The organism is Flavimobilis marinus, from assembly GCF_900113055.1.
GTDB classification, from domain to species: Bacteria; Actinomycetota; Actinomycetes; order Actinomycetales; family Cellulomonadaceae; genus Flavimobilis; species Flavimobilis marinus.
On sequence record NZ_FONZ01000001.1, the window covers coordinates 725,332 to 742,661 of the forward strand.

General features: G+C 72.7%; 18 protein-coding genes. 16 read left to right on the forward strand and 2 right to left on the reverse strand.

Annotation, left to right across the window (positions count from 1 at the left end; translation table 11 throughout):
• Positions 1-183: 183 nt before the first annotated feature.
• The 15 genes from BMZ30_RS03270 (at position 184) to BMZ30_RS03340 (ending at position 14,487) form a co-directional block, all read left to right on the forward strand.
• Positions 184-1,308, forward strand: coding sequence for a mannose-1-phosphate guanylyltransferase (locus BMZ30_RS03270; RefSeq protein ID WP_229828282.1), 1,125 nt, complete (start codon positions 184-186; stop codon positions 1,306-1,308).
• Positions 1,305-2,543 (forward strand): amidohydrolase, encoded by a 1,239-nt coding sequence (locus BMZ30_RS03275; RefSeq protein ID WP_093375007.1) that lies wholly within the window; start codon positions 1,305-1,307, stop codon positions 2,541-2,543. The genes BMZ30_RS03270 and BMZ30_RS03275 overlap by 4 nt, the downstream gene beginning before the upstream one ends.
• Positions 2,544-2,789: 246 nt before the next feature.
• Entirely contained in the window at positions 2,790-3,914 is a 1,125-nt protein-coding gene (locus BMZ30_RS03280; protein ID WP_177191257.1) for a BMP family lipoprotein, read from the forward strand.
• A 76-nt stretch (positions 3,915-3,990) separates the two neighbouring features.
• Positions 3,991-5,508 carry an ABC transporter ATP-binding protein gene (locus BMZ30_RS03285; RefSeq protein ID WP_093375009.1) on the forward strand — a complete coding sequence of 506 codons (1,518 nt, stop codon included), beginning with the start codon at positions 3,991-3,993 and terminating at the stop codon, positions 5,506-5,508.
• Positions 5,505-6,821, forward strand: coding sequence for an ABC transporter permease (locus BMZ30_RS03290; protein ID WP_093375011.1), 1,317 nt, complete (start codon positions 5,505-5,507; stop codon positions 6,819-6,821). The genes BMZ30_RS03285 and BMZ30_RS03290 overlap by 4 nt, the downstream gene beginning before the upstream one ends.
• Positions 6,818-8,116, forward strand: coding sequence for an ABC transporter permease (locus tag BMZ30_RS03295; protein WP_093375013.1), 1,299 nt, complete (start codon positions 6,818-6,820; stop codon positions 8,114-8,116). Before BMZ30_RS03290 ends, BMZ30_RS03295 begins: the two co-directional genes overlap by 4 nt.
• A gap of 2 nt (positions 8,117-8,118) precedes the next feature.
• Positions 8,119-8,520, forward strand: coding sequence for a cytidine deaminase (locus tag BMZ30_RS03300; RefSeq protein WP_093375015.1), 402 nt, complete (start codon positions 8,119-8,121; stop codon positions 8,518-8,520).
• 22 nt (positions 8,521-8,542) lie between these two features.
• A complete protein-coding gene (locus BMZ30_RS03305; protein WP_093375017.1) occupies positions 8,543-9,847 on the forward strand; it encodes a thymidine phosphorylase in 1,305 nt (434 codons plus the stop codon).
• Entirely contained in the window at positions 9,847-10,215 is a 369-nt protein-coding gene (locus tag BMZ30_RS03310; RefSeq protein ID WP_093375019.1) for a YidH family protein, read from the forward strand. Before BMZ30_RS03305 ends, BMZ30_RS03310 begins: the two co-directional genes overlap by 1 nt.
• A gap of 3 nt (positions 10,216-10,218) precedes the next feature.
• Positions 10,219-10,605, forward strand: coding sequence for a DUF202 domain-containing protein (locus BMZ30_RS03315; protein ID WP_219810174.1), 387 nt, complete (start codon positions 10,219-10,221; stop codon positions 10,603-10,605).
• Positions 10,602-11,456, forward strand: coding sequence for a hypothetical protein (locus BMZ30_RS03320; RefSeq protein WP_093375021.1), 855 nt, complete (start codon positions 10,602-10,604; stop codon positions 11,454-11,456). The genes BMZ30_RS03315 and BMZ30_RS03320 overlap by 4 nt, the downstream gene beginning before the upstream one ends.
• 63 nt (positions 11,457-11,519) lie before the next feature.
• Positions 11,520-11,819 (forward strand): hypothetical protein, encoded by a 300-nt coding sequence (locus tag BMZ30_RS03325; protein ID WP_177191258.1) that lies wholly within the window; start codon positions 11,520-11,522, stop codon positions 11,817-11,819.
• A 38-nt stretch (positions 11,820-11,857) separates the two neighbouring features.
• A complete protein-coding gene (locus tag BMZ30_RS03330) occupies positions 11,858-13,009 on the forward strand; it encodes an adenosine deaminase (RefSeq protein ID WP_093375023.1) in 1,152 nt (383 codons plus the stop codon).
• Positions 13,006-13,704 carry a deoxyribose-phosphate aldolase gene (gene deoC / locus BMZ30_RS03335; RefSeq protein ID WP_093375025.1) on the forward strand — a complete coding sequence of 233 codons (699 nt, stop codon included), beginning with the start codon at positions 13,006-13,008 and terminating at the stop codon, positions 13,702-13,704. The genes BMZ30_RS03330 and deoC overlap by 4 nt, the downstream gene beginning before the upstream one ends.
• A complete protein-coding gene (locus tag BMZ30_RS03340) occupies positions 13,705-14,487 on the forward strand; it encodes a siderophore-interacting protein (RefSeq protein ID WP_229828281.1) in 783 nt (260 codons plus the stop codon).
• Positions 14,488-14,517: 30 nt separating this feature from the next.
• Here the strand turns inward: BMZ30_RS03340 and BMZ30_RS03345 are convergent, their stop codons facing one another.
• Together BMZ30_RS03345 and BMZ30_RS03350 are read right to left on the reverse strand one after the other, a co-directional pair.
• A complete protein-coding gene (locus BMZ30_RS03345) occupies positions 14,518-15,177 on the reverse strand; it encodes a response regulator transcription factor (protein ID WP_093375723.1) in 660 nt (219 codons plus the stop codon).
• Positions 15,174-16,430: a sensor histidine kinase gene (locus BMZ30_RS03350; RefSeq protein ID WP_143073119.1), complete on the reverse strand. Its 1,257-nt coding sequence runs from the start codon at positions 16,428-16,430 to the stop codon at positions 15,174-15,176. The genes BMZ30_RS03345 and BMZ30_RS03350 overlap by 4 nt, the downstream gene beginning before the upstream one ends.
• 152 nt (positions 16,431-16,582) lie before the next feature.
• Here BMZ30_RS03350 and BMZ30_RS03355 point away from each other — a divergent pair, with 152 nt between their 5' ends.
• Complete coding sequence (locus BMZ30_RS03355) at positions 16,583-17,278, forward strand: DUF4352 domain-containing protein (RefSeq protein ID WP_093375029.1); 696 nt, start codon at positions 16,583-16,585, stop codon at positions 17,276-17,278.
• Positions 17,279-17,330: the final 52 nt, after the last annotated feature.

Below are 17,330 nucleotides of genomic sequence, written 5' to 3' on the forward strand. Positions count from 1 at the left end.
AGTTCGTGCGGTGGACGTCGTCGTCCCTGGCTGACCGGTGGCTTACCCGGTCTCAGGCTCTCACTGTAGTGACTTTGCGTCCGGAAGCCGGACGGTGCGGGGGTCGTGACGGCCCGTCAGCATCGAATTGTGACAGATCCCACAGGGCGACCAGGCCTTTTGCCCCTCGCTAGGATGGCGGTCATGAGCCCCCTCGACGAGCCCGTGCCGGACTTCTACGCCGTCATCCCGGCGGGAGGGGCGGGGACCCGGCTGTGGCCCCTCTCACGGCGCCGCAGCCCCAAGTTCCTGCACGACCTCACGGGCTCCGGACGGACGCTGCTGCAGGCGACGGTCGACCGCCTCGCCGCGGTCGCGCCGGCCGACCAGGTGCTGGTGGTGACGGGCGGCAGCCACGTGAGCGCCGTGACGGAGCAGCTTCCTGGCGTGCTCGACGACAACATCCTGGCCGAGCCCTCCCCCCGGGACTCCATGGCGGCGATCGGGCTCGCGGCCGCCGTGCTGCACGCCCGGCACGGCGACGTGGTGCTCGGCTCGTTCGCCGCTGACCAGGTGATCACGAGCACGCCGACCTTCGTGCGCGCGGTCCGCGAGGGCATCGCGGCCGCGCGCGCCGGGTACGTGACCACGATCGGCATCGCGGCCTCACGGCCGTCGGTGGCCTTCGGCTACGTACGCTCGGGCGAGCCCCTCGGCATCGACGGCGCCCCGAGCGTCCGCACGGTCCTGGGCTTCACGGAGAAGCCCGACGCCGCCACCGCGCGCGAGTACCTGGCCACGGGGGAGTACCGGTGGAACGCGGGGATGTTCCTCGTGCGCACCGGCGTGCTGCTCGAGCACCTCGAGCGCGAGCACCCGGACCTGGCGGCCGGCCTGAGCGCGATCGCTCTCGCCTGGGACACCCCGCAGCGCGCCGAGGTGCTCACGGCGCTGTGGCCGACGCTCGACAAGATCGCGATCGACCACGCGATCGCCGAGCCCGTCGCCGCCCGGGGCGGGGTCGCGATGGTCCCCGGGGACTTCGGCTGGGACGACGTCGGCGACTTCAACTCCCTCGCCGGGCTGCTGCCCGCGGTCGACGACCGCGGCTCGAAGGTGCTGGGACCGGCGGACAGCGTGGTGCGGCTCGACAGCGCGGGTTCCGTGGTCATCCCGGCGGGTGGACGCACCGTGACCATCCTGGGGCTCGACGACGTCGTCGTCGTCGACACCCCCGACGCGCTCCTGGTCACGACCCGTGCTCGCGCGCAGCAGGTCAAGTCGATCGTGGACGCGGTGCGCGAGCGCGGCCTCGACGACCTGCTGTGAGCGCGCCGATCCCCGTGGCGGCCCGGATCGCCGAGCTCGCGGCGGAGCTCGACGCCGAGGTCGTCGAGCTCCGCCGGGACCTGCACGCGCACCCCGAGCTCGCCCGCACCGAGGTGCGCACCACGCGGGTGGTCGCCGAGCGCCTCCGGGCCGCGGGCCTCGCGCCGCGCCTGCTGCCCGGGACGGGGCTCGTCTGCGACCTGGGCGTGCGCGGCCCGTCAGACACCCGCCGTCGGGTCGCGCTCCGTGCCGACCTCGACGCGCTGCCGGTGCAGGAGACGACCGGCCTGCCGTACGCCTCGACCCAGCCCGGCGTGGCGCACGCGTGCGGTCACGACCTGCACACCGCGATGCTCGTCGGGGCGGGCCTCGTGCTGGGCGCGCTCGAGTCGGAAGGGCGCCTGCCCGCCCCGGTGCGCCTCGTGTTCCAGCCCGCGGAGGAGGTCCAGCCGGGTGGCGCGACGGACCTGATCGCCGCGGGCGTGATGGACGGCGTCGACCGCATCTTCGCGCTGCACTGCGACCCCAAGCTCGACGTCGGCCGCGTGGGGACCCGCATCGGCCCCATCACCTCGGCCTCGGACGAGGTGACCGTGACCCTCACCTCACGGGGTGGCCACACGTCGCGGCCGCACCTCACCGGCGACCTCGTCTTCACGATGGGCCAGGTCATCACGCAGGTCCCGGCGATCCTGGGGCGTCGGCTGGACCCGCGCTCGGGCGTGAACCTCACCTGGGGCGCTGTGTCTGCCGGCCGCGCGCACAACGCGATCCCGGCGGTCGGGACTCTGCGCGGGACGTTGCGCTGCCTCGACGTGCGCGCCTGGTCCCACGCGGCCGGTGTGCTGCAGGAGGCCGTCCGGCAGGTCGTGGCCCCGTACGACGTCGAGGTCGAGGTCCAGCACACCCGGGGCGTGCCGCCGGTCGAGAACGACGCGGCGTGCACCGCAGAGCTCGAGGCGGCCGCGCACGACATGCTCGGCCCCGGCGCGGTGGCGCTCACCGAGCAGTCCCTCGGCGGTGAGGACTTCGCCTGGTACCTGACGAAGGTGCACGGCGCGATGGCCCGCCTCGGCACACGCACGCCCGGGGCTCGGACCTTCGACATCCATCAGGGTGACTACCGTGCCGACGAGCGGGCGCTCGGCGTGGGCGTGCGTCTGCTCGCGCGTCTCGGCGCCGGTGGGCAGGGCGCGTCTGACGACGCCGGGTCGCGCGACGACGGGCGCGACTGACGCACCTTCTTGCCGTTCCGGCATCTCGGCGTCCGCGCCTCGGACGCGAGTGTCCTAGGCGTGACACGTCTGGTGACGACTCCATAACGAAGGCCCGAGAAGGGGCCTGGTTTACCTGGACGACACTTCGTGCTGAGTACAGTAGCCAGTCCGATGGGCGTCCAGCCCTGACACGGGCCGCGCGACGGCGCACGGTCCGCCCGGAACCGCGGGCGCGCAGCCCGTACAGCCGAGTAGGAGAACTCAGTGAAGAAGACGTTCCAGATGGCCGCGGTCGGTGCCGCGGCAGCGCTGCTGCTCGCAGCATGTGGCGAGGCCCCGGAAGAGACCACGACGGCGACGCCCGGTGCCTCCGACACGAGCGCGGCGCCCGAGGCCACGTCCAAGGCCGTCGAGGGGTTCAAGCCCTGCATCGTCTCCGATGCTGGTGGCTTCGACGACAAGAGCTTCAACCAGCTCTCCTTCGAGGGCCTCCAGACGGCGGCGCTCGAGTACGGCGTCGAGTTCGGTCAGGTCCAGTCGCAGTCCGACTCCGACTTCAAGACGAACCTCGAGTCGCTCGTCTCGACCGACTGCACCGCCATCGTGTCGGTCGGCTTCGCGCTCTCGGCCGCGACGGTCGAGTCGGCGACGGCCAACCCCGACATCAACTACATCCTCGTGGACGACGCGGCCGACAACGACTTCGACGGCACGAAGGACGCGGAGAACATCAAGCCGCTCCTGTATGACACCGCCCAGGCGGCGTTCCTCGCGGGCTACCTCTCGGCGGGCTACTCCGAGGCGGGCAAGGTCGGCACGTACGGCGGCCAGCCCTACCCGACCGTGACGATCTTCATGGACGGCTTCAAGCAGGGCGTCGAGCACTACAACGAGGTCAACGGGACCGACGTCCAGGTCATCGGCTTCGAGGGCGGCGACAAGGGCGTCTTCACCGGTGGCTTCGAGAACAACCAGGACGCGCGCAACGCGGCCGACTCGATCATCGAGCAGGGCGTCGACGTGATCCTGCCCGTGGGTGGCCCGATCTACCAGGCTGCGCTCGACTCGATCGCTGCGGCTGACCGGGACATCGCCCTGATCGGTGCTGACGCCGACCTCTACGAGAGCGACCCGAAGACGCAGGACGTCATCCTCACCTCGATCCAGAAGAAGATGAACGCGTCCACCTACGACGCCATCTCCTCGGCCGCGATCGGTGAGTTCGACTCCGAGGCCTACATCGGCACCCTCGAGAACGACGGCGTCGGCATCGCGCCGCTGCACAACTTCGAGGGCAAGGTCGACGAGGCCCTGCTCGCCGAGGTCGAGGCTCTGAAGGCCGACATCATCTCCGGTGAGATCAAGGTCACGTCCTACCTCCAGCAGTGACACCCCGCACGCCCCCTCCAGCGAGCCCCAGGCTCGCTGGAGGGGGCGTGCGCGCCCCGACCCCAAGGAACGGTCCATGAAGCTTGAGCTGCGTGGCATCACGAAGCGCTTCGGCGCTCTGGTGGCCAACGACCACATCGACCTCACGGTCGAGCCCGGCGAGATCCACTGCCTGCTGGGTGAGAACGGCGCCGGCAAGTCGACGCTGATGAACGTTCTCTACGGCCTGTACACGGCCGACGAGGGACAGGTGCTCCTCGACGGCGAGGCGGTGGCCTTCGCCGGGCCGGGCGACGCGATGGCGGCGGGCATCGGGATGGTGCACCAGCACTTCATGCTGGTCCCCGTCTTCACCGTCGCAGAGAACGTCATGCTGGGGCACGAGGCGACGAAGGCCGGCGGGCTGCTCGACCTCGACGCCGCGCGTCGCAAGGTCCGTGAGATCGCCGACCGGTTCGGCTTCCACGTGGACCCCGACGCGGTGGTCGAGGACCTTCCGGTCGGTGTGCAGCAGCGTGTCGAGATCATCAAGGCGCTCTCGCGCGACGCCAAGGTCCTCGTGTTCGACGAGCCCACGGCCGTGCTGACGCCGCAGGAGACCGACGAGCTCATGGGCATCATGCGCCAGCTCAAGGACGACGGCGCGGCGATCGTCTTCATCACCCACAAGCTGCGAGAGGTCCGCGCCGTCGCCGACCGCATCACGGTCATGCGCCGCGGCGCCGTCGTCGGTCAGGCGGAGCCGGGCTCGAGCGACGCCGAGCTGGCCTCGCTCATGGTCGGACGCGCGGTCGAGCTGACGGTGCGCAAGGGCGCGCCGACGTACTCGGACGCGCTGCTCGCCGTCGAGAACCTGGAGATCCGTGACGCCGACGGGCTCGTGCTCGTCGACGACGTCAGCTTCACCGTCCGCGGCGGCGAGGTGCTCGTGGTCGCCGGCGTGCAGGGCAACGGACAGACGGAGCTCGCCGACGCGCTCCTCGGGCTCGTGACCCCGGCGAGCGGGAGCATCGCGCTCGACGGCACCAACCTCGTCGGCCGCAGCGTCCGCGACTTCCTGGACGCCGGTATCGGGTTCGTCCCCGAGGACCGCGGCCACGACGGGCTGGTCGGCACGTTCACCGTCGCCGAGAACCTCATCCTCAACCGCACCGACGGCGCTCCCTTCGTGCGTGCCGGCTCTCTGCAGCTGGGCGAGCGTGACCGCTTCGCACGGGCGAAGGTCGAGGAGTTCGACATCCGCACCCAGAGCATCGAGACTCCTGCGGGGCGCCTCTCCGGAGGCAACCAGCAGAAGGTCGTGCTCGCGCGCGAGCTCTCGCGCGACCTCAAGCTGTTCGTCGCCTGCCAGCCCACGCGCGGCGTCGACGTCGGCTCCATCGAGTTCATCCACAAGCGCATCATCGAGACGCGGGACGCCGGCGTCCCCGTCGTCGTGGTCGCGACCGAGCTCGACGAGGCTGTCGCGCTCGCCGACCGGATCCTCGTCATGTACCGCGGGCGCATCGTCGGCATCGTGCCGGCCGACACCCCGCGCGACGTGCTGGGTCTGATGATGGCCGGCATCTCGGCAGAAGGGCACGAAGCCGCATGAGCACGACCCCAGACCCGCAGCGCGAGACCGGCGACGCCGTCGGCCCCACGACCGACGGGGCGCTCGCGCCCACCGCACCGGCCACCCCCGCTGCCGCAGGAGGGCCCACCGACCGCCGGTGGTCCAACGCCGTGCGTGAGATCGTCGGCGGCTCGTGGGCGGTCTCGGCCGGAGCCGTGATCCTTGCCCTGATCGCCGGATCCATCATGATCGTGGCCACCGACGAGACCGTCCGCGGCACCGCCGCGTACTTCTTCACCCGACCGACCGACATGCTCTCCGCCGCCTGGGAAGCGATCCGCGACGCGTACGTCGCGCTCTTCCGTGGCGCGGTGTGGGACTACAAGGCCGACACCTTTGCCGAGGGCATCCGGCCGATCACCGTCTCGCTGAACTACGCGACGCCGCTCATCGGGGCGGGCCTCGGCCTCGCCGTGGGCTTCCGCGCCGGTCTGTTCAACATCGGTGGTCAGGGACAGATCATCTTCGCCGCGATCGGCGCCGGGTGGATCGGCTTCGCCGTCGACATGCCGTGGCCGCTGCACATGCTCGTCGCGATCGTCGCGGGCATCGCCGCGGGCGCCCTGTGGGCCGGCATCGCCGGTGTGCTGAAGGCGTTCACGGGGGCGCACGAGGTCATCACGACCATCATGCTCAACAACATCGCGTACTACCTGCTGTTCTTCATGCTGGCGACGCCGGGCCTGCTGCAGGCCCCGGGATCGGCGAACCCGAAGACGCCCGCGATGGCCGAGTCGGCGGAGATGCCGCGCCTCCTGGGTGAGGCATTCCCGCTGCACGCAGGTTTCCTGCTCGCTCTCGGGGCCGTCGCGGTGACGTGGTGGCTCCTCGAGCGCTCGCGTCTGGGCTTCGCGTTCCGTGCGGTCGGGGAGAACCCCGACGCCGCCCGCGTCGCGGGGATCGACGTCAGCCGCGTCACGATCTACGTCATGCTCGTCTCGGGCGGGCTCATCGGCGTTGCCGGGGTGTCCCAGGTGCTCGGACACTCGACGACCGGCTTCAGCGTCGACGTCGACGCGGGCATCGGGTTCGACGCGATCACGGTCGCGCTGCTCGGGCGCTCCTCACCGATCGGCGTCCTCGGCGCCGGCGTGCTCTTCGGTGCCTTCAAGGCGGGCGGTGCGCAGATGCAGGCCGCCGAGGCGATCCCCATCGAGATCGTCACCGTGATCCAGTCCCTGATCGTCCTTTTCATCGCGGCGCCTCCGCTCGTCCGCGCGATCTTCCGGCTTCCTGCGCCGGGATCCGCGTCGAAGGCCTCGCGTCGCAGCAACAAGGAGGTGGCAGCATGAGTGCGACGACCGCACCGGCTCCGTCCGAGCGACCGGTGTCCGAGCAGCTGCGCCACGTCGCCGTGGTGAGCAAGAAGTTCGCCGTCGTCCTCACCGCCATGACCGGGGTGCTGCTGGCGATCTGCCTGCTCGCCGCTCGGGAGGGGGACACCAACTTCCGCTTCTCCTCGCCCGGTGACCTGATCACGATCCCGGCCGTCACCGTGCCGGGCATGACCGTCGCCTGGATCGCCGTGGTGCTCATGGCGGGCCTCGCGGTCCTCTCGTGGGTGCTGTGGCGGGCAGGACGACGCACGCCGTGGTACATCGCTGCGGTGTTCGGCGTGCTGTTCCTCGCCGGGTTCCTCGCGTGGGCCGGGGCCGGGTCGGCGAGCGACTTCCCCGTCGTGCGCCTCATCAGCTCCTCGGTCCTGCTCGCCGTGCCGATCGTCTTCGGTGCGCTCGGCGGCGCCATCGGTGAGCGAGCCGGCGTCGTGAACATCGCGATCGAGGGTCAGCTGCTCGCCTCCGCCTTCGTGGCTGCGGTCGTCGGGACCATGACGGGCAGCCCGTGGGCCGGTCTCGTTGCCGCGCTGCTCGCCGGTGCGCTCGTGGGCCTCGTGCTCGGTGCGTTCACGATCACCTACCGCGTCAACCAGGTGATCGTCGGTGTCGTGCTCAACGTCCTCGTCCTCGGCCTCACGAGCTTCGTCTACTCGCAGGTGCTCGTGCCGCAGGCGGACCTGTACAACTCCACCACGCTGTTCCCGAAGGTCGCCGTGCCGCTGCTCGCGCACATCCCGATCGTGGGCCCCGCGCTGTTCGACCAGTCGGTGATCGTCTACCTGATGTACGTCACGGTGCCGACCGTGTGGTTCGCGATGTACCGCACCCGCTGGGGGCTGCGCCTGCGCGCGGTCGGCGAGCACCCGCTCGCTGCCGACACCGTGGGTATCAAGGTGGAGCGCGTGCGCTACCGCGCTCTGATGGTGGCCGGTGCCATCGTCGGCATGGGCGGCGCGTACTACACGCTCGTCTCCGTGTCGTCGTTCGGCAAGAACATGACCGCGGGAGCCGGCTTCATCGCCCTCGCAGCCGTGATCTTCGGCAAGTGGGACCCGATCAAGGCCACGCTGGCCGCGCTGCTCTTCGGGTTCGCCTCGGCGCTCGAGGGCGGGATGAGCGTGGTCGGGTCCCCGGTCCCGAGCCAGTTCATGCTGATGCTCCCGTACGTCGTGACGCTGCTGGCCGTGGCCGGCCTCGTCGGCCGCTCCCGCGCTCCTGCGGCGTCGGGCGTCGCCTACGTGAAGGAGTGAGGGTGGCCGAGATCGACTGGGCGCAGCTGCGAGAGGCGGCGCGCGAGGTCATGTCCCACGCGTACGTGCCGTACTCGAAGTTCGCCGTCGGGGCGGCCGCGCTCGTCGACGACGGTCGCATCGTCGTCGGCTGCAACGTCGAGAACGCGTCCTACGGGCTGGGGCTGTGCGCCGAGTGTGCGCTCGTCTCCGCCCTGCACGTGGGCGGGGGCGGCCGGTTGGTCGCCTTCACCTGCGTGGACGGCGCAGGCAACCACCTGATGCCGTGCGGGCGGTGCCGCCAGCTCCTGTGGGAGCACGGCGGGCCCGACCTGCTGGTCGAGATGGCCCGCGGGATCGTCCCGATGACGGAGGTCCTGCCCGAGGCGTTCGGCCCCGATGACCTGGTGACGCGCGCTCAGTGAGCGCGCGCAGAAGAGGAGAACCATGACTACCCCCACCACCGAGCCGTTCGACGCGGTCGACGTGATCGTCACCAAGCGCGACGGCAAGGTGCTCAGCGACGCCCAGATCGACTGGGTGATCGACGCCTACACCCGTGGCGTCGTCGCGGAGGAGCAGATGTCCGCCCTCAACATGGCGATCCTGCTCAACGGCATGACCCGCGCGGAGATCTCCCGCTGGACCGCGGCGATGATCGCCTCGGGCGAGCGGATGGACTTCTCGTCCCTGTCCCGCCCGACGTCGGACAAGCACTCGACCGGCGGCGTCGGCGACAAGATCACGCTGCCCCTCGCCCCGCTCGTCGCTGTCTTCGACGTGGCGGTCCCGCAGCTCTCCGGCCGTGGCCTCGGCCACACGGGCGGCACGCTCGACAAGCTCGAGTCGATCCCCGGGTGGCGCGCTGCGCTGTCGAACGAGGAGATGCTCGACCAGCTCGAGGACGTCGGCGCCGTGATCTGCCAGGCCGGTTCCGGCCTGGCGCCGGCCGACCGCAAGCTCTACGCGCTGCGCGACGTCACCGGCACGGTCGAGGCGATCCCCCTGATCGCCAGCTCGATCATGAGCAAGAAGATCGCCGAGGGCACGGGTGCGCTCGTGCTCGACGTCAAGGTCGGCACCGGCGCGTTCATGAAGGACATCGAGCGTGCCCGGGAGCTCGCCCGCACGATGGTCGACCTGGGCACTGACGCCGGGGTGAACACCGTCGCGCTCCTGACGGACATGTCGACGCCGCTGGGCCTCGCGGCCGGCAACGCTCTCGAGGTCCGCGAGTCCGTCGAGGTGCTCTCCGGCGGCGGCCCGGCCGACGTGGTCGACCTCACCGTCGCGCTCGCCGTTGAGATGCTTGCCGCCGCCGGGAAGCCCGTGCCGGAGGCGGAGGTCCGGGCGGCGCTGTCCGACGGGCGCGCGCTGGGCAAGTGGAACGACATGATCCGCGCCCAGGGCGGGGACCCCGACGCCGAGCTGCCGTGGGCCGCTCACACGCAGGACGTGCTCGCGGAGGCCGACGGTGTGATCACCGCGATGGACGCCTACGCCGTGGGCATCGCCGCCTGGCGCCTCGGTGCCGGACGGGCGCGGCGCGAGGACTCCGTCCAGGCCGGTGCTGGCGTGCAGCTGCTCGCCAAGCCGGGAGACACGGTCCGGGCCGGTGAGCCGATCATGGTGCTGCACACCGACACCCCGGAGCGGTTCGGGCGCGCGGTCGAGGCGCTCGAGGGAGCCGTCACCATCGGTGAGGCCTTCACGCCCGGGACCGTCGTGCTGGACCGCATCAGCGGATTCTGATGACCCGTCGACCCCGGTCGGTCTACGGCGTCGGCGAGGAGCCCGACGTCCGGTTCAGTCTCGCGAACGAGCGCACCGCGCTCGCGTGGGTGCGGACCGGGCTCGGGCTCGTCGCGGGCGGCATCGCCCTGACGAGCCTCGCGTCCCTCGCGGAGCTCCACCGGCTGATCGACGTGGTCGCGGCTGTGGCGTGTCTCGCGGGCGGCACGCTCGCGCTCTACTCGCTGCGGCGCTGGGCCGCCAGCGAGCGGGCCATCCGGCTGGGCGAGCCGCTGCCGGCGCCCGGCGCGCTCCCGGTGCTCGTGGTCAGCGTGGTGGTGATGGCCCTGCTGCTCGCGGGCTACGCGCTCGGGCAGCTGGTGGGCTGAGACGTGCCCGGGCAGGCCGTGAGCGGGCCGTCGGCGCGCGACCCCGGCCTGCAGCCGGAGCGCACGTCCCTCGCGTGGCAGCGGACGGTGGTGTCGGTGGCGCTCGCGAGCGTCGTGCTCGCGCTCGGCCAGCTGCGCGCCGGCGTCCCGGTCGTGGCGGTCGCGGCGGCCGCCCTCGCGGCGCTCGCCGTGGCACCCGGCGTGCTGCGGCCCCGGCGAGGACGCGGCCTCGTCGAGCAGCGCGGCGACGCGGGGACCGCGCCCCGCACGGCCGCCGCGGCTACCGCTCCCCGTGAGGTCTGGCCGCTGCTCGTGCGCACGACGGGGACCGTCGCCGCACTCGGCCTGCTGGGCGCCGTCGCGACCCTCGCCCATGTGGTGCGCGCATGAGGAGCGACCTGCGGCTCACGTCGGTGCTGCCCCACCTGCTGCCCTGGTGGACGCGCGTCGCTGAGCACCCGCCGCGGGTAGCGGCGTTCCGGCGCCCCCACGAGTCGCCAGCGCTGGAGGCCGCCCTCGCGCGTCTGCCGGCGCAGGCGCGCGCACGCGTGCTCCACCCCCTCGTGCCCGCCCCGGGCACACGCGAGCTGCGCTGGGGAAGCGCCGTCGCCCGCCAGCACGACGGGACGACGTGCGGCAGCGCGGTGCTGGCGATGACCGCGGCGGCCGGCGACCTGCGCCTGGCGTTGTGGCTCGAGACGGGGGAGCGGTGCGGCGGGCGCACCGGGCCGGTCGAGCTCACCGGCGTCGCGGCGACGACGCTCGACGGGCTCGGGGACGCGGAAGCACGGTTCGCCTTCCTGCAGCGCCGGCTGAAGACCATGTCGAACGGTCGCGCGGCCGCGGGGCTCCCGTGGCCCGCTGCCCTCGGCACCCCGCCCTGGGGTGCCGCCCGTGTCGCCCGCTGGGGCGCGGTGCGCTACCGGCACGCGATCGTGGGCGGGCCGCGCCAGAGCGACGTGCTCGCCGCCGTCGCGTCCTGGGGGCAGGCGGGCGTGCCCGTGCCGCTGTTCGCCGGCGGGGACCTCGCGCGCGGGGTCGCGACCGCGGTGCCGCGCCACGTCGTGCTCGTCACGGGCGTCGTCGGCCCGGTGTGGTCGGTGTATGAGCCCTCGTCGGGTGCCGTGCACGAGGTGACCCGCGGTGAGCTCGTCGCCGGCGGGCGGCTCGCGGCCCTCGGCGGCTGGAACCACCTCGCGTGGGCGCTCGTCCCGCGCGCCGGCGCCGCGGTGGCTGCCTGAGCGGTCGCGTTGCCGGCGGCTGAGGGCCACGATGGGGGACACGACGACACACAGGAGGTCACCATGAGCACCGTTCCCGGAGACGACGCCGCACGCGACGCAGGGCTGCTCGACCAGGAGCCGTCGAGCCTGATCGAGGCCGTCGAGGCCGTCGAGGCGGATCGCGCGACGGCCGGGTCTCCCCTCGGTAGCCGCGACGCCGAGGAGTACCAGCCTGCCCCGGCCCGCCCCGACCTCGCGGGCGAGGCCGACGAGGCGGACGTCGCCGAGCAGGCCGCGGTCGTACCGCTGCCGCCAGCCGGTGCGCTGGATGACGACGCCGCGGGTGAGATCGAGGACGAGGAGCTCGACGCGCCCGAGTAGCGCCGTCGGTGCGGCCGCGAGGCCCTATTGTGGGGCGCATGACGCTCTCCGAGACCTCGCGCCGCACGCCCTCCCTCGAGGAGATCATCGAGATCCCCAAGGTGGTGCTGCACGACCACCTCGACGGCGGCCTGCGGCCCGAGACCATCATCGAGCTCGCGGCGCAGATCGGCTACACGCTGCCGTCGACGGACGTCGAGGGCCTGCGCACCTGGTTCGTCGAGGCCGCCGACTCCGGCTCGCTGCCCCGCTACCTCGAGACGTTCGACCACACGATCGCGGTCATGCAGACGGCCGAGGCGCTGGAGCGCGTCGCGCGCGAGTCGGTCCTCGACCTGGCCGCCGACGGCGTCGTGTACGCCGAGCAGCGCTGGGCCCCCGAGCAGCACCTGCGGGAGGGCCTGAGCCTGCAGGACGCCGTCGAGGCCGTCGGCCGTGGCCTCGAGGCCGGCGAGCAGGAGGCCGCCGCGGCGGGCCGCCCGATCGTCACGCGCCAGCTCGTCACGGCGATGCGGCACGCGGACCGCAGCGACGAGATCGCTGCGCTCACCATCGCGAACCGCGGCAAGCACCGCGTGATCGGCTTCGACATCGCGGGCGCCGAGCTCGGGTTCCCCGCCTCCAACCACGCTTCCGCCTTCGACGCGCTGCACCGCGCGTACGTCCCCGCGACCGTGCACGCGGGCGAGGCGGACGGCGTCTCGTCGATCGCTGACGCGCTGCACGCCGGCCGCGCCCTCCGCCTGGGACACGGCGTGCGCGTGATCGAGGACATGACCGGCGTCGAGGACGTCATGGCGAAGCGGTCCAAGGCCGACCTGCGCGACGTCGGGCTCGGGCCGGTGGCCGCGTGGGTCCGCGACCGTCGCGTGACGATGGAGCTGTGCCCGTCGTCGAACGTCCAGACCGGTGGCGCGACGAGCGTGCGCGACCACCCCATCACCCTGCTGAAGAACCTGGGGTTCGCGGTGACCGTGAACACCGACAACCGGCTCATGAGCGGCACCTCGATGAGCCGTGAGATGCATCTTCTCGTCACTGAGGCGGACTGGTCGCTCGACGACCTGCTGGCCGTAACGTTGACGGCAGCGTGGGCCGCCTTCATCCCGCTGGACGAGCGGCAAGAGGTCGTCGAGAACCTCATCGTGCCCCGTACCACCGCAATCCGCGAGGAGCGTCAGAACGCATGAGCGTGCACACCCCTGTTGAGGTCGCCGGCATCGTCGACCACACCCTGCTGAAGCCCGAGGCCACAGCGGCCGACGTCGCCGCGCTCGTCGACGAGGGCGTCCGCCTCGGCGTGTTCTCGGTGTGCGTCTCGCCGTCGATGCTGCCGCTGGACGCCAAGGGCCTCAAGGTCGCCACCGTGTGCGGATTCCCCTCCGGCAAGCACCACAGCGAGATCAAGGCGGCTGAGGCCGCGCGTTCCGTCGCCGACGGCGCGGACGAGGTCGACATGGTGATCGACGTCGGCGTCGCCACCACGGGCGACTACGCGGCCGTGCAGGCCGACATCGCCGCCGTGCGCGCGGCGGTGCCCGCTCCGAAGATCCTCAAGGTCATCATCGAGTCCGCCGCGCTGTCCGACGAGCAGATCGTCGGCGTGTGCCAGGCGGCCGAGGCCGCGGGCGCGGACTTCGTCAAGACGTCGACCGGCTTCCACCCCGCCGGTGGCGCCTCGGCGCACGCGGTCCGGCTCATGGCTGAGACGGTTGGCGGTCGCCTGGGCGTGAAGGCGTCGGGCGCGATCCGCGACGCCGCGACGGCGGTCGCGATGATCGAGGCGGGGGCCACGCGCCTTGGGCTGTCCGGCACCGGTGCCGTCCTGGACGGCCTGGGCGCCGACGGCGGCCCCGCGAGCGACGCTTCGGGATCCGGTTACTGAGTGGCTCAGCCAGCGCGCGTCCGCGCGGAGTACCGCACGACCGTCCTGCGCGCCGACAGGATCACCCCGGCGATGGTGCGGCTCGTGCTCGGTGGTCGGGGCCTCGACGCGTTCGTGGACCTGCCGTGCACGGACCACTACGTCAAGGTTGTCATCCCGGGCGACGACGAGCACCCGCCCGTGCTGCGCACCTACACGGTGCGTGCCTGGGACCCCGAGGTGCGTGAGCTGACGATCGACTTCGTCGTGCACGGCGACGCCGGCCGCGCGGGCCCGTGGTCCGCGCGGGTGCGGCCAGGGGCCGAGGTCCTGCTGCAAGGCCAGGGCGGCGGGTTCGTCGTCGAGCCGGAACGGCCGTGGGTGCTGCTCGCGGGTGACGAGTCGGCGCTGCCGGCGATTCTCGCGACGCTCGAGCGGCTGCCCGCGGGCGTCCCCGCGACCGCGTTCATCGAGGTCGCCGACGCCGCCGAGGAGCAGCCGGTCGTCGCGCCGGGCGCCGACGTGCGTTGGGTGCACCGTGGGTCGTCTCCGTACGGGGCCTGCCTGGTCCGGGACGTACGCGCGTTCGCGCTGCCCGACGGCGCTGGTCAGGTGTTCCTGCACGGCGAGGCCGGGATGGTCCGGGAGCTGCGCCGCCACGTGCGCCGCGCCGGGGTTGCGCTGGCCGATCTCTCGGCGTCGGGCTACTGGCGCCTGGGCAAGGACGACGAGGCCTGGCGCGAGGAGAAGGCCGAGTGGAAGGCCGCCGTCAGCCGTGACGAGGAGTCGCTGCAGGGCACGTGAGCCCTCGCGGCCCGACGCGCGGCCGAGCGGTCATCTCCGGGCGCGCGCCTGCTCGACGAGCACCGCGAGGGCGACCCGGTTGGCGGCCCCGGTGCGGAGCAGCGCTTCGCTCAGGTGGGTCTTGACCGTCGCTGCGCTGAGGAAGAGCTGTGCGCCGATCTCCTCGTTCGTGGCGCCGGCGTGCACACCCTCGGCGATCGCCCGCTGACGCTCCGTCAGGGTGTCGAGGGCCGCACGCGCAGCGTCCTGGCGCGGGTCGGGTGCGGTACGGACCTGGTCGATGACATAGGCGCTGACGCTGGGGGAGAGAGCGCCGCCGCCGCGGGCGACCGCGCGGATCGCCGCGACGATCTCCTCTGGGGAGCTGTCCTTGAGCAGGAAGCCCTCCGCGCCGGCCGAGAGGGCGGCCAGCACCTGCCGATCGCTGCTGAAGCTCGTCACCGCGAGCACCGTGGGCGGGTCCGGCAGCGCCGTGACGTCCTGCGTGGCGAGGACCCCGTCGCGGAGCGGCATGCGCAGATCCATCACCACGACGTCCGGACGGTGGGCCTGGACCGCGCCGACCACCTCGTGGCCGTCGCTCGCCTCGGCCACCACCTCGAGGTCGGGCGCGGTGGCCAGGATCATGCGGAACGCGCGCCGGACCATCGGGTCGTCGTCGACGAGGAGCACGCGCACGGTGCCGGTCATGCGACCACCGGCTCCGAGGTGCGCGGACTGGGCTGCCACGGCAGCCAGACGTCGACGACGTACCGGCCCTCGACCGGCCCCACGGTCGCGGTGCCGTGCAGGAGCGCGGCCCGCTCACGGATTCCGGAGGTCCCGCTCCCGGAACCGTGCGGGACGGCCGGCCCACCCGCCGTGGACGCGATCGGGTTGTCGACCACGATCCGGACGCCGGACTCCGGCGAGGCCTCGAGGCTCAGCTCGACCTCGCCGCGCGGCGCGTGCTTGTGCACGTTGGTGAGCGCTTCCTGCACGATCCGGTACACCGCACGGGCGAGAGTCGCCGACGCGGTCTGCCCGTCGGTCACGACGACGGTGGCGACCATGGCGCTGCCGGCCCGGCGGGACGCGGCGAGCAGCTCGGAGAGCCCGGCGAACGAGGACGCCGCAGGCGGGAGGGCCTCCTCCCCGAGAGGCTCGCCCGAGCGGAGCACGCCGATCAGCTCGCGCAGGTCCTCGAGGGCGCTGTGCGCGTCGACGCGCAGGGACTCTGCGACGGCCCGGACCGTGTCGTCGTCCGTTGTCGCCGCACGCAGCGCACCTGACTGGAGCGAGATGAGCGCGAGCCTGTGCGCGAGGACGTCGTGGACCTCGCGCGCGAGCGCATCGCGCTCTTCCTGCCGGCTGAGCTCGCGCGCGAGCGACGCGGCGCGGTCGGCGTGGAGGCTGCCGGCCTCCGTCGCCCGGGCCAGCGACGTCCTGCTCGCCCGGTACAGACCCAGACCGAGGGGGGCTCCGACGCAGACGAGCCACAGCGCCGCGGCGAACCACCACTCCTGACCGACCACCTCGCCGCCCGAAGACGTGACGCTCCACAGCTGCTCCGCTGGGGGGCGAGCCGCGTCCCGCAAGACCCACACGCCGGCGGCGACCGCGACCGCCACGACGAGGTACCACTCCTGGCGCAGCCGCCTGCGTGCCGCGAGCACGTACACCGCGACCAGGCCACCGAGCACGTCGCCGCCGAGGGCGACCGCGAAGGCGCTCGAGGTCAGCGCGAGCGCCGTCGTGCTGCGGTGGCGGCGCGCGACGAGCCACGCGACGACGATGCTGGCTCCGAGTCCGAGGACCGGGAGGGCGCTGTCGCCGGACGGTGTACCCGAGGGGTAGCTGAAGCCGAGCGCGACCATCGAGCAGAACACGCTCGCCGCGACCAGGGTCGCCGTGCGCGTCCGAGGCGCGGCGGTGCGCGGCGCTCGCGCAGGGCTTCGGTCCATGGCGTCAGCGTAGGAGAAGCGGCTGACAGGCGGCATCACCCGATCGGCTCCGGACGCTACCCGACCGGGCGATGTGGCCGGTGGACGCAAGGACGTGGGATGGCACCGGTGCGCCACCCCGGTGCACGAGCGAGACGGAACGAGGACACACCATGGCACGAGACCGACGGCACGACGCCCCTGCGCAGCTCCCCGGCGAAGGGCCGCAGTTCCCCCCGGTGACGCCGACGCCCGAGCCGCCGCGCCGGTCGTTCTTCGCGCGGCACAGGATCCTGACGGCCGTCCTCGTCGTCGTCGGCGTGGGCGTCGCCGCCTCGGTGGCCGGGGGCGGGGACGAGGCCGGGACGACGGCTGCGGCGCGTCCCACCGCGACGGTCGACGGCGCGGAGCCGGTCACGCCGCCAGAGCCTGGGGTCGACGACGCAGACGACCAGCCCGAGCCTGCCGAGGGTGCCCCCGGCGTCGGCGACCCCGTCCGGGACGGCAGCTTCGAGTTCACGGTCGTGGAGGTTGCCGACGGCGGGGACCGGATCGGGACAGCAGACTTCGGTGTCCGCGCGCAGGGCGCGTTCCTCCTGGTCACCGTCAAGGTCGAGAACGTCGGTGACGCGCCCCAGTACTTCTTCGGGGACAACCAGACGCTCGTGGACGGCGAGGGCCGGGAGCACTCGGCCGACTCCGAGGCCGCCATCTACCTCGAGGACTCCGCGTCGCTGGCCGAGGAGGTCAACCCCGGCAACACCGTGACGGGGACCGTCGTGTTCGACCTGCCCGCGAGCGCCGAGCCGGCAAGCCTGCGCCTGCACGACTCGGCGTTCTCCGGGGGCGTCGTCGTGCAGCTCGGCTGACCCGCACGACCGGAGGGACCCACCCCCCTGCGGGGCGAGTCCCTCCGGTCGG

Excerpts from the sequence above, each read along its gene's own strand:
- deoC (WP_093375025.1), top strand. The coding sequence starts at position 13,006 with ATGAGCGTGCACACCCCTGTTGAGGTCGCCGGCATCGTCGACCACACC.
- BMZ30_RS03320 (WP_093375021.1), top strand. The coding sequence starts at position 10,602 with ATGAGGAGCGACCTGCGGCTCACGTCGGTGCTGCCCCACCTGCTGCCC.
- BMZ30_RS03290 (WP_093375011.1), top strand. The coding sequence starts at position 5,505 with ATGAGCACGACCCCAGACCCGCAGCGCGAGACCGGCGACGCCGTCGGC.
- BMZ30_RS03330 (WP_093375023.1), top strand. The coding sequence starts at position 11,858 with ATGACGCTCTCCGAGACCTCGCGCCGCACGCCCTCCCTCGAGGAGATC.
- BMZ30_RS03285 (WP_093375009.1), top strand. The coding sequence starts at position 3,991 with ATGAAGCTTGAGCTGCGTGGCATCACGAAGCGCTTCGGCGCTCTGGTG.
- BMZ30_RS03325 (WP_177191258.1), top strand. The coding sequence starts at position 11,520 with ATGAGCACCGTTCCCGGAGACGACGCCGCACGCGACGCAGGGCTGCTC.
- BMZ30_RS03305 (WP_093375017.1), top strand. The coding sequence starts at position 8,543 with ATGACTACCCCCACCACCGAGCCGTTCGACGCGGTCGACGTGATCGTC.
- BMZ30_RS03350 (WP_143073119.1), bottom strand. The coding sequence starts at position 16,430 with ATGGACCGAAGCCCTGCGCGAGCGCCGCGCACCGCCGCGCCTCGGACG.
- BMZ30_RS03355 (WP_093375029.1), top strand. The coding sequence starts at position 16,583 with ATGGCACGAGACCGACGGCACGACGCCCCTGCGCAGCTCCCCGGCGAA.
- BMZ30_RS03270 (WP_229828282.1), top strand. The coding sequence starts at position 184 with ATGAGCCCCCTCGACGAGCCCGTGCCGGACTTCTACGCCGTCATCCCG.
- BMZ30_RS03345 (WP_093375723.1), bottom strand. The coding sequence starts at position 15,177 with ATGACCGGCACCGTGCGCGTGCTCCTCGTCGACGACGACCCGATGGTC.
- BMZ30_RS03310 (WP_093375019.1), top strand. The coding sequence starts at position 9,847 with ATGACCCGTCGACCCCGGTCGGTCTACGGCGTCGGCGAGGAGCCCGAC.
- BMZ30_RS03295 (WP_093375013.1), top strand. The coding sequence starts at position 6,818 with ATGAGTGCGACGACCGCACCGGCTCCGTCCGAGCGACCGGTGTCCGAG.